Source organism: Fluviicola taffensis DSM 16823 (genome assembly GCF_943372375.1).
Taxonomy (GTDB): Bacteria; Bacteroidota; Bacteroidia; order Flavobacteriales_D; family Crocinitomicaceae; genus Fluviicola; species Fluviicola taffensis_A.
In genome coordinates, this window is the sequence record NZ_CALRYJ010000002.1 from 26633 (window position 1) to 43370 (window position 16738).

The 16738-nt window shown below is 40.3% G+C and carries 14 protein-coding genes; 9 read left to right on the forward strand and 5 right to left on the reverse strand.

Translation table 11 applies throughout. The features are described 5' to 3' along the window. Nucleotides 1–19: 19 nt before the first annotated feature. The 6 genes from AAG807_RS03435 to AAG807_RS03460 all read left to right on the forward strand — a co-directional run bounded on the left by AAG807_RS03435 (nt 20) and on the right by AAG807_RS03460 (nt 10056). Nucleotides 20–4357 carry a CusA/CzcA family heavy metal efflux RND transporter gene (locus tag AAG807_RS03435; RefSeq protein WP_341900818.1) on the forward strand — a complete coding sequence of 1446 codons (4338 nt, stop codon included), beginning with the start codon at nt 20–22 and terminating at the stop codon, nt 4355–4357. 29 nt (nt 4358–4386) lie between these two features. Beyond that, on the forward strand, nt 4387–5520 hold the full coding sequence (locus tag AAG807_RS03440) for an efflux RND transporter periplasmic adaptor subunit (protein ID WP_341900820.1): 1134 nt from the start codon (nt 4387–4389) through the stop codon (nt 5518–5520). A 58-nt stretch (nt 5521–5578) separates the two neighbouring features. Beyond that, on the forward strand, nt 5579–5926 hold the full coding sequence (locus tag AAG807_RS03445; RefSeq protein WP_341900821.1) for a hypothetical protein: 348 nt from the start codon (nt 5579–5581) through the stop codon (nt 5924–5926). Between the two features lie 95 nt (nt 5927–6021). Continuing rightward, on the forward strand, nt 6022–6501 hold the full coding sequence (locus AAG807_RS03450) for a hypothetical protein (protein ID WP_341900823.1): 480 nt from the start codon (nt 6022–6024) through the stop codon (nt 6499–6501). Between the two features lie 3 nt (nt 6502–6504). Beyond that, nucleotides 6505–7419, forward strand: coding sequence for a bestrophin family ion channel (locus AAG807_RS03455; RefSeq protein ID WP_341900825.1), 915 nt, complete (start codon nt 6505–6507; stop codon nt 7417–7419). A gap of 120 nt (nt 7420–7539) precedes the next feature. Then, nucleotides 7540–10056, forward strand: coding sequence for a cation-translocating P-type ATPase (locus AAG807_RS03460; RefSeq protein WP_341900827.1), 2517 nt, complete (start codon nt 7540–7542; stop codon nt 10054–10056). Between the two features lie 100 nt (nt 10057–10156). Here the strand turns inward: AAG807_RS03460 and AAG807_RS03465 are convergent, their stop codons facing one another. Continuing rightward, nucleotides 10157–11533: an MBL fold metallo-hydrolase gene (locus AAG807_RS03465; RefSeq protein WP_341900829.1), complete on the reverse strand. Its 1377-nt coding sequence runs from the start codon at nt 11531–11533 to the stop codon at nt 10157–10159. A 36-nt stretch (nt 11534–11569) separates the two neighbouring features. Then, nucleotides 11570–12415 carry a restriction endonuclease gene (locus AAG807_RS03470; RefSeq protein WP_341900831.1) on the reverse strand — a complete coding sequence of 282 codons (846 nt, stop codon included), beginning with the start codon at nt 12413–12415 and terminating at the stop codon, nt 11570–11572. Between the two features lie 164 nt (nt 12416–12579). Between AAG807_RS03470 and AAG807_RS03475 the strand changes: the two genes are divergently transcribed. Continuing rightward, nucleotides 12580–12765, forward strand: a complete 186-nt coding sequence (locus tag AAG807_RS03475; protein WP_341900833.1) for a hypothetical protein — start codon at nt 12580–12582, stop codon at nt 12763–12765. Here the strand turns inward: AAG807_RS03475 and AAG807_RS03480 are convergent. Genes AAG807_RS03480 through AAG807_RS03490 form a run of 3 tightly spaced genes read right to left on the reverse strand, consistent with a single transcriptional unit; the run spans nt 12762 to nt 14479 of the window. After that, nucleotides 12762–13166, reverse strand: coding sequence for a hypothetical protein (locus tag AAG807_RS03480; protein ID WP_341900835.1), 405 nt, complete (start codon nt 13164–13166; stop codon nt 12762–12764). The two genes, AAG807_RS03475 and AAG807_RS03480, sit on opposite strands and share 4 nt — an antisense overlap. Nucleotides 13167–13184: 18 nt before the next feature. Then, the gene (locus AAG807_RS03485) at nt 13185–14048 is read right to left on the reverse strand and encodes a universal stress protein (RefSeq protein WP_341900837.1); all 864 of its coding nucleotides are present in this window, start codon (nt 14046–14048) and stop codon (nt 13185–13187) included. Nucleotides 14049–14053: 5 nt separating this feature from the next. Beyond that, the gene (locus tag AAG807_RS03490; protein WP_341900839.1) at nt 14054–14479 is read right to left on the reverse strand and encodes a DoxX family protein; all 426 of its coding nucleotides are present in this window, start codon (nt 14477–14479) and stop codon (nt 14054–14056) included. Nucleotides 14480–14679: 200 nt separating this feature from the next. On the opposite strand from AAG807_RS03490, the gene AAG807_RS03495 reads away from it, so the two are divergent. Further along, nucleotides 14680–15348, forward strand: coding sequence for a BON domain-containing protein (locus AAG807_RS03495; RefSeq protein WP_341900842.1), 669 nt, complete (start codon nt 14680–14682; stop codon nt 15346–15348). A gap of 196 nt (nt 15349–15544) precedes the next feature. Next, the gene (locus tag AAG807_RS03500; RefSeq protein ID WP_341900844.1) at nt 15545–16729 is read left to right on the forward strand and encodes a PAS domain-containing sensor histidine kinase; all 1185 of its coding nucleotides are present in this window, start codon (nt 15545–15547) and stop codon (nt 16727–16729) included. The last annotated feature ends 9 nt before the right edge of the window (nt 16730–16738 follow it).

The window sequence follows — 16738 nt, forward strand, 5'->3', positions numbered from 1 at the left end:
TAGATTTAAAAAGGTCATCATGTTAGAGAAAATCATTCGCTATAGTATTCAGCACAAATTAGTTATTTTACTCTTTACGGCGTTTATAATCGGTTCAGGCATTTATTCCTTGATGAATATTCCAATCGGAGCCGTTCCTGATATCACGAATAATCAAGTTCAGGTAATCACTACATCGAAAAATCTAGCAACTCAGGATGTGGAAAAGTTCCTGACTTACCCGGTGGAATTGGAAATGGCGAATCTTCCGAATGTGAAAGAAATCCGTTCCATTTCAAAATTCGGATTGTCTGTAGTAACGATTGTTTTTGATGATGAAATCGGAACTTATTTGCCCCGACAATTGATCGCAGAGAAAATCAAAAGCGCGGAAGAGAAAATTCCCTCCGGATTTGGAAAACCCTTCATGGGTCCCGTAACAACCGGTTTGGGAGAAATCTATCAGTACATTATTGATGTTGATCCGGCTTTCAAAAAGAACTATTCCATTACCGATTTGAGAACCATTCAGGATTGGATTGTCAGACGACAACTTTCCGGAATACCGGGAGTAGTGGAAGTCAATACTTGGGGAGGAAATCTCAAACAATACGAAGTAGCCGTCAACCCCGAACGTTTGCGTTCCATGAGTATTTCTCTTTCAGAAGTATTCACTGCGCTGGAAAATAACAACAGTGTTGCAGGAGGCGGTTACATTGAAAAGGGAAATGAAAGTTATTTTATTCGTGGAGAAGGGCTCACTACTTCCTTGGAAGATCTTCGAAACGTAGTGGTCACTAATCGCGATGGGATTCCGGTTTATATCCGGGATGTGGCAACAGTTGGTTTTGGATCGGCTAATCGATTTGGAGCAATTACAGCAAACGGGGAAGGAGAAAAAGTGCTTGGTCAGGTGATGATGTTGAAAGGAGCCGATTCTAAAAAAGTCATTGATGCAGTAAAAAAGCGTGTAGAAGACATTCAGGCTTTTTTGCCTGAAGGAATCCGAATCAATGGTTTTCTGGAACGAAGCGAACTCATTGCAAAAACCACTTTTACGGTAGGAGAAAACTTGGTTTTAGGTTGTTTGATTGTCATTTTTGTGGTCATTCTATTGCTGGGAAATCTCCGTTCGGGATTAGTGGTTGCATCGGTTATCCCGTTGTGTCTGTTCTTCGCCTTAACACTCATGTATATTTTTGGAGTAGATGCCAATTTGATGAGTCTCGGAGCCATAGATTTCGGTATTATTATCGATGGAGCCGTCATCATTGTTGAATTCATCGCCTTTAAAATCACCTCCGAACGGCAGGCTATCGGAATCCTTCCGAAGGAAGAACGTCAGGGATTAATTGATAAGGTTACCTTTTTGGGAACCACTAAAATGATGCGTTCGGCTGTTTTTGGTCAAATCATCATCATCATCGTATTTATTCCGATTCTGTCCTTAGTGAATGTAGAAGGGAAAATGTTCCGACCGATGGCACTGGTATTTTGTTTCGCCCTCATTGGGGCAATGATTTTCTGTTTTACTTATGTTCCGGTAATGGCATCCTTGTTTTTAAAACCTTCAGATCCGGAAAAGAAAACAATTTCCAATCGCCTGGTAAATTATTTAGGCAAGATTTACAAACCGCTTATTATTTGGGCATTAAGAAGCAAAAAAACAGTTCTTGGTGGAGCCTCTGTTTTATTGATTATCGTGTTTTTCTTGTTCGGAAGAATGGGAGGTGAATTCGTACCGACTCTGGATGAGGGTGATTTGGTTATTCAACCCATTTTGAAAACAGGAACTTCACTCTCTAAGACGATTGAAACAACCACACAAATGGAACAAATTCTCAAACAATTTCCCGAAGTGGAACAAGTGGTATCACGCATCGGGGCAGCAGAGATTCCAACGGATCCGATGTCTATGGAGGAAAGCGACGTGATTGTTAAACTCAAACCGAAAAGTGAATGGGTGACAGCTCACGGTAAAGATGAGTTAACGGATGCGTTCAAAACTGCACTGATGGATATTCCGGGAATCGACTACGAATTCACCCAGCCGATTGAAATGCGATTTAACGAGTTGGTAACGGGAGTCCGGGCAGATTTGGCCATTAAAATTTTTGGCGAAGACATGGATATATTATATACAAAAGCATTGGAAGTAGAAAAAGCGATTCGTAAGGTGAAAGGTGCTTCAGATATTTCGGTTGAAAAAGTAGCTGGATTGCCTCAAATGAGTGTTAAATACGATCGTTCGAAAATCGCAAAATACGGATTGAATATTGCTGATTTGAATAGAACCCTGACCACTGGATTCGGTGGGTTTACAGCTGGGATGGTGTTCGAAGGTGAGAAACAGTTTGACTTGGTAGTGCGTTTTGATCAGGAGCATCGAAAAGATTTGGCAAACCTGCAAACAACTTCTGTTTTATTGCCGGACGGAACCAGTTTACCTTTTAGCGAATTTGCAGAGATTACTTATACGAAAGGACCGGCAAAAATATCCAGAGATAACACCAAACGAAGAATCGTTATTGGGGTTAATGTTCGAAACAGGGACTTGGAATCTGTGGTGAAGGATGTGCAACAGATTATTGATTCCAAAATCAAACTGCCTGTGGGATATTCGGTTGATTACGGCGGACAATTTGAAAACTTGCGGTCAGCGCGTAATCGCTTGGTAGTAGCCGTTCCGATTGCATTGGTTTTGATTTTCTTCCTCTTGTATTTTGCTTTTAACTCCATCAAAGAAGCTTTGATGATTTACAGTGCGATACCACTTTCTGCAGTTGGGGGCGTTTTGTTCCTGTACATGCGAGGTTTGCCTTTTAGTATTTCTGCAGGAGTAGGGTTTATAGCTCTTTTTGGAATTGCAGTGCTCAATGGGATTGTGCTGATTGAACAATTCAAGGAGTTGAAAGAACATGGAGTAAAGAATATCAACAAACGGATTATTCTTGGAACACAGCAGCGTTTAAGACCTGTATTATTGACTGCGGCAGCGGCAGCTCTTGGATTTTTACCCATGGCAATTTCTTCCAATGCCGGAGCAGAGGTACAGCGTCCGTTAGCTACAGTAGTGATTGGTGGATTAATCACTGCGACCTTGCTCACATTGGTGGTACTTCCTGTCTTGTATGCTTTGTTTGATAAGAAAACGAAGCAAATGAAAGAAGGTAAGAATGGAGTGAAAATAAAAGGTACCATTGGTTTGGTTTTGCTTTTCCTTCCATTTATGGGAAATGCACAGCCCTTTGCTGTTTCACTCAATCAAGCCATCGATTTAACCTTGCAACACAACAATCGGTTAAAAGCTTCCGGCAATCAGGTAACTATGGCGAAACAACTCGGGAAAACGGCCGTTGATTTGGGTAAAACCGATGTGTATTACAGTTTTGATCAAAATAACATTGCACCGAATAATTTGGCGTTGAATGTTTTTGGGGTCAGTCAAACGGTGAGATTTCCAAGCTTTTATGGGACACAAAGAAAGACTTTACAAACGAAAGAGCAAATGGCACGTTCGGTTGCTGAGCAAACCGAATTGCGTTTACGGAAAGAAGTGACCAATGCGTATCAGGCAATTCTCTTTTGGCGTTCCATGGTAAAAAACGGTGAATACCTGGATAGTATCTTCAAAGGCTTTTCAAACGCAGCAACGCGTAAATTGGAAGCTGGAGAATCCAATTCTCTGGAAGCATTAACAGCCCAAACCAAGCAAAAAGAAATTAGTATTCAATTAGCTCAAAGTCGCTTGAATGAAGAACGAGCGGTGCTTCAACTCAATAAATGGATTCAATCGGATAGTTTGTATACTGCAGCAGCAGACGAATTGAAACCCCTGATAATTGTTGAATTGGATACGGTGTCGAATCCATCTTTAAAGTATTTAAAACTCTCTTCCTTATTGGCTGAACAGACCTTAAAGTTGAACAAGCAGGCCATGTTACCGGATTTGAAATTGGGCGTTTTCCAAGGAACAAACAATGGTACGGGAACAACTCGCTACATGGGGATTCAAGCTGGGTTGGCCGTTCCATTATTCTTCGGAGCTGATAGAGCGCGTATCGCTGCTGCTAAAACTGAAATTGCAATCAGACAAAATGAATACGATGATTACCGGGTAGGATTACTGGCAGATTATCAGTTACTTCTGGCAGAGGCAGCAACTTATTTGGAAGGGATTCAATACTACACGGATTTTGGAGCTAAATTATCTCAAGAAACACTGCTTAATGCAGAAAAAGCCTTTAAAAACGGGGAAATTGATTTTTTACACTATACGCTCCTGTTAGATAATGCAACAAAGATTCAAACAACTTATTTACACAATTTATACTTCTATAACATGACTGTTACGGAAGCCAATTATTTACTGAACTGATGATAGAAAAGACCTTAAAATATAAAAGCATGAGAACTCTGAATAGCGCTTTCTTCTTATTGATGGGAATTCTTACTTCCTGTGGAGCAAAGGAAGTAAAACAGGAAAATACAGCTCCTGAAACTTCCGTTACAAACGTAGAGCTTACAAATAGACAATTTGAACTGGGAAAAATGGAATTGGGAACCTTGTCATCCCAGATGTTTCATAAAAGTGTCAAGGCAAACGGGACACTGGATGTTCCTCCTGAAAACAAAGCAACAGTCAGTATTTATTTCGGGGGGTATGTGAAGGACATTCAGTTGTTGCCGGGACAAAAGGTTTCCAAAGGACAAAAGTTATTCGTACTGGAAAATCCGGACTATGTGCAAGTGCAGCAGGATTTTTTGGAAGCAAAAAGTCGTTTGCGTTACCTGAAACAAGACTTTGAGCGACAAAATTCACTATCTGTAGACAATGTGAGTTCTCAAAAAACGGTTTCAAAGGCAGAATCCGATTACAAAATTGCTTACGCCCAGGTTGAATCACTGAAAAAGAAGTTGAGTTTGATGAGTATTGATCCTTCCAAAGTTTCAGAAACCAATTTGCGTTCAACAATTACGGTATCAGCTCCGATTTCAGGGTATGTAACCGCCGTTCCGATTTCAAGAGGCATGTTTCTGAATCCATCCGATGTAGCAGTTACCATTATGGATGGAAGTGTTATTCATGTGGAGTTAACCGTATTTGAACAAGATTTAAAGGCCATTAAAATTGGTCAAACGGTGAAATTTCGACCTCAAAAGGATGATCAGCAATATACAGCTGTGGTGCATTTGATTAATAAAGCCATTGATCCTGTTAAACGAACCATAAATGTGCACTGCGACTTGAAAACAGAATCTCAAGCTAAACTTTTCACACCTGGAATGTACGTTGAGTCTGAGATTGAAACTACCGAAAGTAAAAGCCTTTCGCTTCCTGCTAGTGCAGTTGTGAATATGGGCGAGGCTTATTACGTTTTGACACTAAAAAACAAGTCTGCCAAAGGATATTTATTTGAACGGAAATTGGTCAAAGTTGGAGCAAGTAATAACGATTACGTAGAGATTTTGAATGCTGCTGATTTTAAGGCAACTACTTCTTTTTTAATCCATGGCGCCTTTAATCTGATTAAAGACTAAATTCAACCGACTAGCAACCAGATAAATCGAAAAATTACTAATTAATAAATCAATAGTTATGAGAACAATGAAAAAAAGTAGCTACTACTATTTTACAGGAACATTGGTTGCAGTTTTGTTAAGCGTCGGTTTTAGCGCAAGTAGCTGTAAAAAAAAGAAAAAAGTCACTCCCGTTTGTGATGGAACCAATGCAACGTATAACAATACGGTCAAGGCCATTGTGAACAGCAGTTGTGTAGGTTGTCATTCGAGCTATTCCACTTATTCCGGTTTAAGTAGCATCACAAGCAACGGTCAATTCACTCAACACGTGCTAACAGATCAGGATATGCCGGAAGGGAGTTCCTTGACAAGCGACCAATTGAACAAGATTCAATGTTGGGTTAATAATGGTTATCCGCAATAAACGATTCCTATTCAAACTCTTTTGGAATTTTACAAATGAGTATTTGATTGCGATCAGATACTCATTTACAAAGAATTAATTAAATAATAGAAATTATGAATGATGCACATTTACATTTAGTATTCAATCATTTACCTATCATCATTCCGATTGTTGGGTTATTGGTAATGATTGTTGGGTTGATTATTCGTTCCGAAGTCGTGAAACGAACAGCTTATTTTATTTTTATTTTGGGTGCTGTATGCACTATCCCGGCATTTTTTACCGGTGAAGGAGCTGAAGAGGCCGTAGAGCATTTACAGGGAATGGATGAGAAGTACATTCACATCCACGAAGAAATGGCCGAGACTTTTGCTTTATTGTCTTATCTTTTAGGAGCTATTTCAATCTTTGGACTTTGGGCAAGCCTCAAACAAAAATCCTTTTCAAAGATGATAACTTATGTTGCAATCGTTTTTTCACTGGTCGTATTGTTTTTTGGAAAACAAACCGGAACTACCGGTGGGGAAGTAAGACATACTGAAATCAGAAATGATTCCGCATCCGGTGCACCCGTTCAAGATTCAGACGATTAAAAGATGGTACGAACAGAAAAACAGGGATTTTTACAACTAGCGAAAATTGCTTTTCCGTTTGTAATAGCAACAGCTGTGTACAGTATATTGGTACTCGGTCTGGAAGAATATTTTGGGGATCATATTTACAAAGTATCCGGACAAATAGGTTCCGTATTTGGATTAGCAGTTGCATTTTTTCTGGGTTTCAGAATGAATTCTGCTTATGACAGGTGGTGGGAGGCAAGGAAAATATTCGGTGAATTGACCAATAATACCAGAAGCTTTGCTGCTAAAATTTATGTTTACTACGGAAATAGTCAAAATTTCAGGAGTGAGAAGCAATGGGATTTAAGCAATCAGGCAAGCGATTTAATTGCTTTAACGGCATTATATGTTCGCCAGTTGAAAAATGAAATGCACAACAATTTCAAGCCTGCTTTCAGTGAAGACGCGGATAAATTGCTCAGTAGATTCCAAGTGAACAGGGAACACAAATTATCGAATGAATTATTACTTGCAATCACTCAAAATATTGAATCGGCATTTTCAGCGAATGCGACTATTGAAAAGGGAGATTTGATGCAACACCTGAATCGTTTTCACGATATTCAAGGCAAAGCAGAACGAATCAAAAATACTCCCTTCCTGATGATTTACACTGCATTCACCAAGCTGATTGTCGGTTTTTACGTCATTCTGATACCGCTTTTTATCGGCGACATTGATTTGGGAGGAGAGAAGAGTGGTTTTGAGTTCTTAGCGATTCCGATTATGGTGATTATAAGTACCGTTTTTTTGACAATCAACAAATTAGCCAATTTATTTGCAGAACCTTTTTCAGAGAATATCACTTCTGTTCCAATTGATGCTATTTGTCAAACGATAGAGCAGAATTGCAATGAGGTAAGGTTAAAAATCGAATCAGTTAAGAGTTGATATTCGGAGCAAAATCCTGTTGACATCGGAGATCGATTTGGTATTGGAAATGAGTGAGAAAACAAAAGCACCATCCTGCCATCTTTATTCTTATCTTGATACTACTATTCAAATTCATTTATGCAGAAAGAATCAAACCATATTCAAGGCTTAACCACTGAACAGGTCGTTCAGGCAAGGGAGCAATTCGGATCAAATCAACTGACGGCTCAGAAAGGAAATGATTTGCTTGCTACTGTTCTTCGGATCGTAAAAGAGCCGATGATTATTTTGCTCTTAGTTGCTGCTTCGATTTATTTCATTAGCGGGAAAATAGGAGATGGGATTTTTCTTTCCGCAGCCATTTTGTTTCAGGCCTTTATTTCGATTTACCAATATTCCAGAAGTAAAAATGCACTGGATAAACTCAAAGATTTTTCACAGCCCACTTGCACGGTTATCCGCAACGGAGAAACACAGAAAATAAAAAGTGAAGAAGTTGTTGTTGGAGACAGCCTGATGGTAGAAGAAGGAGGTCTGATCATTGCAGATGGAAAAATTGTTCAATCGAATGATTTCTCGGTAAACGAATCGATTCTTACGGGTGAATCCCTTCCTATATTCAAGGACAAAAGTTCGGAAGATGCTAGCATTTATAGTGGTACAACCGTTTCTTCCGGATTGGCGATTGTAACAGTAACGGCAATTGGGAATGAAACCCGATTGGGAAAAATCGGAAAAAGCCTCGAAAGTATTGAGGAAGAAAAAACACCGCTGGAACTTCAGATTGCCAACTTCGTGAAGAAAATGGCGATTGTGGGAGGAATTGTTTTTGTAATCGTTTGGGTCATCAATTACCTTCATTCTCATAATTTATTAACGAGCCTTTTACAATCATTGACCTTAGCGATGAGCATCCTGCCGGAAGAAATCCCGGTTGCATTTACCACATTCATGGCACTGGGCGCCTGGCGTTTGATGAAAATGGGAATCGTGGTGAAACAAATGAAAACAGTAGAAACCCTGGGGAGTGCGACTGTTATTTGTACTGACAAAACGGGAACCATTACGGAGAATAAAATGAGCTTATCGAAGCTGTTCGTTTGGTCGACAAAAAAACTTTCGGACCTAAAGGAAGTTTCGACAGTGGAAGAGAAAGAGTTAATTGAATGGGGAATGTGGGCGAGCGAACCCATTCCTTTTGATCCGATGGAGATTTCGTTACATCAGGCATATCAACAGTTTGCGGTAAAAGATGAACGACCTGGCTTCAAATTGGTTCACGAGTATCCATTGGGCGGAAAACCACCGATGATGACACATGTTTTTGAAGATGAGAAAGGAAAACGGATTGTGGCAGCCAAAGGGGCAGTAGAAACCATGATGCGGGTTTCATCGCTTACGGATTCCGAAAAAAAAGAAATCAATGAGGTGGTGAATGCAATTGCAAAAGATGGATACCGGGTTTTGGGAGTGGGAGTCTCCGATTTTTCCGGAACGGATTTTCCGGGAAACCAGGAAGATTTGAAATTTATCTTTAAAGGTCTTGTGGCATTCTATGATCCTCCTAAAAAGAATATTGATCAGGTTCTGAAATCCTTTTATGATGCAGGAATCAAGGTAAAAATTATTACCGGAGATAATGCCGAAACAACCACAGCAATTGCTAAGCAAATTGGGTTCTCGGGAGTTGAAAAAAGCGTCAATGGAGATCAATTGATGAAGCTTAGCGACGAAGAGTTGAAAGATTGCGTCATGGAAACGGCTATTTTCACCCGCATGTTTCCGGATGCGAAATTAAAGATCATCAATGCCCTGAAAGAGAGGCAACAAATTGTGGCCATGACCGGTGATGGGGTGAATGACGGACCGGCGCTCAAAGCCGCACATATTGGAATCGCAATGGGCAAAAAAGGAACCGAGATTGCGAAAGATGCCGCATCCCTCATTTTATTGGAAGATGATCTGTCCAAAATGATTGATGCCATTGCAATGGGCAGGAAGATTTATACGAATCTGAAGAAAGCCATTCAATACATCATTTCCATTCATATTCCCATTCTGTTAACCGTATTTGTTCCCTTGGCTTTGGGATGGGTTTATCCCAATATTTTTTCGCCGGTTCATGTCATTTTTCTTGAAATTATCATGGGACCAACTTGTTCCATTATCTATGAAAACGAACCGATGGAAAAGAATTTAATGTTTCAAAACCCCAAACCGATCTCCACCACATTTTTTAATTGGACAGAACTCACAATCAGCATCATTCAAGGGACGGTTATTGCTGTGGGAATCCTTTTGATCTATCAGTACGCTGTTTATTCTGGTTTTAATGAAGAATTGACAAGAACGATGGTCTTCACCGATTTGGTTGTGGCAAATATCTTCCTGACCTTGATCAATCGCTCGTTCTATTATTCAATTTGGACCACTTTAAAGTACAAGAACAAGTTAGTCGCTTACATCATTGGAATAACTCTGTTGTTGATGGGATTAATCCTTTTTGTAAGACCCTTGACCAACTTCTTTGAGTTTGAACCGATGAATTGCAGCCAATTGCTGATCTGTTTGGGTACCGGATTTATTTCGGTTAGTTGGTTTGAGATCGTGAAATGGATTAAGAGAAGAAAAAAGAATACTCAAATCATTCAATGAAGTTAGGTATTTCTAGTACCAACCAGCGACTGCAACAGGAAGTCTGATACAATCGCCGGACTATATTTAATTGGTTTAAAATCCGCTCTTTGTGGTTTTATCAAAGATTTACAGGAATAGTAAACCTTTCATTCCGTTCCGGGATGATACTTGGATAACCATAAACCTGCATCAATTTAATTTTTAAAGCAATGGATCCTTCCGGTTCACCATGTACAATGAATATTTTTTCCGGTTTTTCGGTAAGCTGGTTGATCCAATCGATCAACTCACTTTGGTCGGCATGTGCGGAAAGCCCTTCTACAAGAGTACAATCTGCATGCACCGGCCAGTATTTTCCACGCATTTTGATTTCCTCAGCTCCATCCAGAAGAGCTCTTCCGCGTGTACCTTCTCCCTGAAAACCGACCATCAGGATGGTTGCAGATTTTTGCCCCAGGTAATATTCAAAATAGGTCAGGACTCTTCCGCCCGTCGCCATCCCGGAAGCAGCAATAATGATTTTCGGAGCATTGCTTTCCGCGAGTTTTATGGTCTCATTTTGTTTGCTTATAACTTTGATTTCCTTCATGATCTCTTTGGATTCCGCGTGAGATAATTTATGCCAGGAATCGTGTCTGCCAAAGATCTTCAAAACTTCTTGTCCCATCGGACTGTCTATATAAATAGGCAAATCCGGAATGAGGTTTTCGTTTTTCAGTTTCCATAAATAGAACATGAGCAGTTGGGCACGCTCGACCGCAAAAGCAGGTATGATGATCGTACCGTTTTTTGCCGCAGCCTTGTTAATGATTTCTGCCAGACGAACTTCCGGATTGAGCGGATGTATTCTTCCTCCATAGGTCGATTCGATCAGGAGCACATCCGCTTTTTCGGGTTTTTGGGGGGAGAAAAGCAAGGGATCTTCTTTTTTTCCGATATCTCCGGAGAATACGATCAACTTGTCGGCTGCTTTTAATTCGATGAAAGTGGCACCAAGGATATGCCCATTGTACCGCATCCGGAAAGTGAACACATCAGAAATCCGGATCCATTTATCGATGACTTCCTTATGGAATAGTGGGAAAACAGCTTCAGCCTCTTCACTGGTATAGAGAGGTTTAGCCGGATGGTGTTTGCTGTATCCGAACTGATTGGCACGTTTAGCATCCTCTTCGTGGATTTTTGCACTATCATGCAGAATGAGTTTCGCTATCTCAATGGTAGGTTCCGTTGCATGAATCTTCCCCTTGAAACCCTGTTTCACAAGTAATGGCAAATATCCCACATGGTCCAAATGTCCATGCGTTAAAATGACAGCATCCAAGGTGGAAACATCGAAAGGTAAAGACTCCCAGTTTAATTTCCGCAACTCTTTCAAACCTTGGAATAATCCGCAGTCAATCAATAATTTCTGACCGGATAGCTCTAACAGGTATTTGGAGCCGGTCACTGTGCCGGCTGCACCTAAAAACTGAATACTTAAATTGTTTTCCATTTGAGATTTCTATTACTAATTGATTGAACTATCTGATCATCCTTTATGACCGCAAAGCTGATGCACTTCATTGAGGACGTTTGTTATTCTTCCATGCTTTATTCCAAGGGAGGACAAAAGCTTTTCATTATTCTGCAACTCATTGCACAACACAATTTCACGATCCAGTAATTGTCGTTTTTCGGCACTTGTAAGTGAGGTCAGACAAGTAATCGGGTATAGTTTTGAATGGTCTATCTTGTCTTTCAACCCTTTTCCGAAGGGATGATCCCATCCGATAAGAGGAATTTCAGAACAACCGGCATATCGAATTGCATCCGCTGTAAATCGCGTGTTTGTAACAATCCAGCCTTTTCGTTGCTTGGATGTGCCGTTGGGCTTCTTAAGTGCATGCGCCTCAATATCGTTAAATCGGGCATGGATATAAAGCGGGATTTTGATATTGCAGGATATTCCTCGCTGATTGTGATACTTGCATTCAATCAGAATTTGGTCCTGGTCTTTTTCAGCGATGATATCAATTTCATGGGTCACACATTTTCCCTGAAGAATCTGTCCGATTTGTGTTTTGTAACCTTCAAATTTCAGTAGTTCAGCGATATACTTTTCAAATGGAAAACCGGAAGGACCCAGTTCCATGATCGCATATTTCAAATGATAACGCGCTGCCTGATGACGCGCCCCGGATTTTAACAGGGCAAAAGCGATCTTATAAATGCTTTTGGTTGTCATCCCGTTATAAAGCTGTTTTTTTACTTCCTGAAGGATGAAATCAATCTGATCGGAATCAGCACCGGATTTGCGGAGTGAAGCTTTTATTTTTTCCTCTGAGAATAAGGACTGTTCCCCCGATGCTTTTGTGACTGTAAACGAATTTTGCATAAGCTGTTTATAAGAATGATTTCGTTCCAAAGAGAATCAGTAAAAGCGGCGCATTTCCGGGTATTTCCGGAAAGCGAAATTTCGGTTTTTGAGATTGGTCTTTTTCATTTTTCAGCAAGTTAATGGTTAAGGAGTAAAATTAACGCATCGCCCGACTGTTGAAAATGATGGTTGTTTCATCAATAGATGACATTGGTCAGTATGGAGCTGTTTTTCAGTTTGTTAATAAAGGTAGTTATCGCTCTTGTAAGATCCAAACAAAAGCGCTAACCGTTCCGGAAACTTCAGCAATAAAGACAAGAATGATGAATGGAGCTGCTAAGAACAGCATATCCCGTGATGCGATCTAGTTCCTGTCCTGATAATATTCCGGTTCTTCCGGTGGGATTCCTTTACTCAGAGATTCGCCTTCTGCATTTTGCTCAGCCAGGGTCCAGACATCCGTCAATACCGTTTCCAGCCAGATGTTCCCTGATTTACGGAAAACCTGCACTCCCAGTCCATATTCATCCCATAGGAGTTGTTCCAATTCGTTCACTTTCATATCTGGTGTGACCGTAATTTCACCTGAATTATGAAGGATGCGGCACTCCTTGAGAGTAACATTCTTTTTGATAAGAAACTTCATGGGAGAAGCCTGCTCGGATGCATGCCTTTTTGAAAAGAACTCCAGTTTCAGAAACGGAAATAATTTGTTGAATGAATCGCGCACCTGGGCAATTGTCTGATTGTCGTTGATACTAATTTTCATAATTCGAGGGTTCAAATTTTAGTCGTGTAAAACCAATAGTGGAACACGGCTGTGGAAAGACATTTTTGTTGTTAACGGTTCCCGGAAGAGCCGACTGAAGAAGGAATGTTTGCGTGCAATCATTGCCACCATATCGATATCATGATCGGTTATGAATTGGTTGATGCTCTGAACAATCTGGTTGCTCTCCAGCGAGAAGAATGTGTGTTCGATACCTTTTAAATAGTAATCCAATCTGAATCCTTCCGGAATTTCTTCCAAAGAAGGGAGTAACTGGACGTGCGGATAAACATTCAGTACACAGATATGGGAATTATAGAGTTCTGCGAGATCTTTCAATGGTTCAAGCACTTTTTTGTGATCGGTTTTCTGAAAGTCGGCTGCCAGAACAATTTGTTTCGGATCCTTGAATTTTACTTCCTTATCGATCACAATGACGGGTGTTTTGGCACTGCGAATGAGAAGGGAAGTGGTACTGCCCAATATCCTTTCCTGAATATAACCCGCTCCCTGTGTCCCGATTACAATCAGATCGATCCGTTCCTTTTTGGAATAGGCATTGATCTCGTCGACCGGTACACCCAAAGTAGCATGATGAACAACAGTTAATCCCGGATTCTTCAATAAGATCGCTTTTTTAAGTTTTTCAAGTTCGTGCAAGATCTCTTTTTTCCGGTCATATTCAGCCGGGTTCACTTGGGTCGGATCGTACATGAAAACCTGTAAGTCGTATGCATGAAGAAGGTGTAGAGCAGAATTTGTCTTTTTAGCCAATTGTATGGCGTACTCCAATGCATTGTTTGAAATTTCCGAAAAATCTACCGGTACCAGCATCTTCTTGAACGGAGCTGTCGCTTCAGGTTCTTTTGCAAGAGTTTTCATAACGTTTAGGATTTGAAGATGAGATAGTCCAGAGACCAGTGATGTGAATGGAGTGGCGTCATTAAAAGAAAGAGAATCAATAGGAGTCTTGGATAAACATTACGCGTGTCCCATAAAGGAGCATTCATTCCAAATCCGATTGCAGCCAGGATCAGGTTTATTCCAAGCAGGTAAAGCGATGCAAATTCAAATAACCCCAAAACAAGGAGGAAACCACAGATTAATTCAGTATAAGACGTGTACCAGGCAGACAATGAGGTGATCATTCGCGGAATACCTTTCAGTTTGAAACTTTCATGGTAGGTATCCGTCACTTTTTTGATCCCAATATGAAATACGGCATCATACCCTTGAAAAAGGAAAAGAAAACCAAGGAAAATCCGCGCAAGAGCGATTGCGGCCATCTGATGATACTGTGTAAGTATTTCCATATGAATCTTGTATTACTGATGCAAATGCAAACCTAAGTAGAAAGTCGACAGGATAAAATGAGCTAAATCATCGTTTGCGATGAAGAATGTCAGTAATGAATTTCATTAGTGATGAATCTCATTTTTGAAGGTGGTTTAGATCATTGTTCTATAAGTGGTTTGTTACCAGCTTTGTAAAAGAACTTTGAAACAATGGAGTTATGAAAACAGATGAGGAAATTCAGAAACATGTAATGGAAGAACTGAAGTGGCAACCTTCCATCCGCTCAACTGAAATAGGAGTTGCGGTGAAAAATGGGGTAGTGACACTTACTGGCTTGGTTGATACCTATCTGGAGAAAAAAATAGCGGAAAAAGCAGCCTTTAAGGTAGAAGGAGTGAAGGCGGTTGCGGAAGATATTGAAATCAATATTGGCTTCAATCATAAGAAAACCGATTCGGAAATAGCGCAGGCGGCATTGGATGCATTGAAATGGAATGTAATGGTTCCTGAGGATAAAATTAAAGTAAGGGTAGAAAATGGGTGGTTAACAACCGAAGGAATGGTGGAATGGGCTTACGAACAACATGCAGTGCGTGATGCCATGGCGACCATTACCGGAATAAAAGGAGTCAGTAATCTGGTTAAGATCAGTCCGAAAGTGAATCCTGAGGATGTGAAAAAGAAAATTTTAGCAGCTTTTGAAAGGAGTGCCACCATCGATGCGAACAATATTCATATTGAAAACATAGGCAGTAAGGTTACACTTACCGGAATTGTACGTTCCTACGCGGAAAGACGCGATGCGGAAAGTGCGGCGTGGAATGCACCTGGTGTCACCATGGTGGAAAACAATCTCAACGTCGAGCTTACAGGCTTACAGGTTTAGGTGGGTAGTTAATAGGTCATATCAATAATTACCGAACGGAAGTGCCTTTTATTGCGGTAAGAGGCATTTCTGTTTACTAAAAGATGATTAAAATCATCTTTGCTGATGACGAAATTCATCTTTTCCAAAGACTCTGAATAATACTTTCGCTTCGATTAAATAGTGTATATTTACTATGAGCTTGGAATCAAAAAAAATGGAAAGCAAAGAAGGAAGTGATGCACTGTTTCTACACGCAACAGAGGGGATTTTGGTTACAAATGCACAAGGAGAGATTATCAAGATTAATCCTAGCGCGGAAAAATTATTTGGGTATGAGCAAGGAGAATTGGCAGGGAAGAAAATAGAAAACCTGATTCCTCAAAGATTTACCCAAAAGCACGAAGCCAACAGGGAAAATTATGCACATCATCCACATGCCAGGTCCATGGGTGCCGGGATGGAACTTTTCGGACTGAAAAAAGACGGTTCGGAATTTCCCGTTGAAATAAGTTTAAGCCCATACAGTACGGAAAGAGGAGGCTTTGTAATTGCCTTCATTATTGATATAACCATTCGGAAAGAAGCGGAACTCAGAATGAAAACCTATTTTGCCGATTTGGAGAAGCAAGTGAAGAATCGGACACTTGTTTTGGAAGAGGCAATCGCAGAATTGGAAAAAACGAAAAAGAATCTGGATATTTCCTTAGCTAAAGAAAAGGAGTTGAATGAGATGAAATCCCGGTTTGTTTCAATGGCTTCGCATGAATTCCGGACGCCTCTGACAACCATGATGTCCTCTGTTTCATTGATCGCGAAATACCATGAACGGAAGGATGATGCGAATCACGAGAAACATGTAGGGAAAGTAAAATCATCAATCCACAATATGACGGATATCTTGAACGACTTTCTTTCCGTTTCGAAATTGGAAGAAGGCAAAATCACCAATAATCCGGAAGAAATCAATATCCGAACATTCATTTCTGAAATTGTCTCTGAAATGCGCACGATGCTACTGGAAAAACAGGTGATCAATGAGGTGTATTCCGGAGATGAAATGGTTCAGCTTGACCCGAAAATATTGAAGAATATACTCCTGAACTTATTCTCCAATGCAATCAAATTCTCTCCGGTAGACGGAATCATTGAATTGTCAGTGAAAACGAGTGCAGATGAGATTTTGATTGTTGTGAAGGATCATGGGATTGGAATCTCCAAAGAAGACCAGGAACAGCTTTTTGAGCGTTTTTTCAGAGGAGGAAATGCAACACACATACAAGGAACCGGTCTGGGTTTGAATATTGTCGCCAGATATGTTGAGTTGATGAACGGAACGATTGAAATCAAAAGTGTTCAACATAAAGGAACCGAAGTTTTCATATTCATAAAAAGATCTTAATACCGAAGA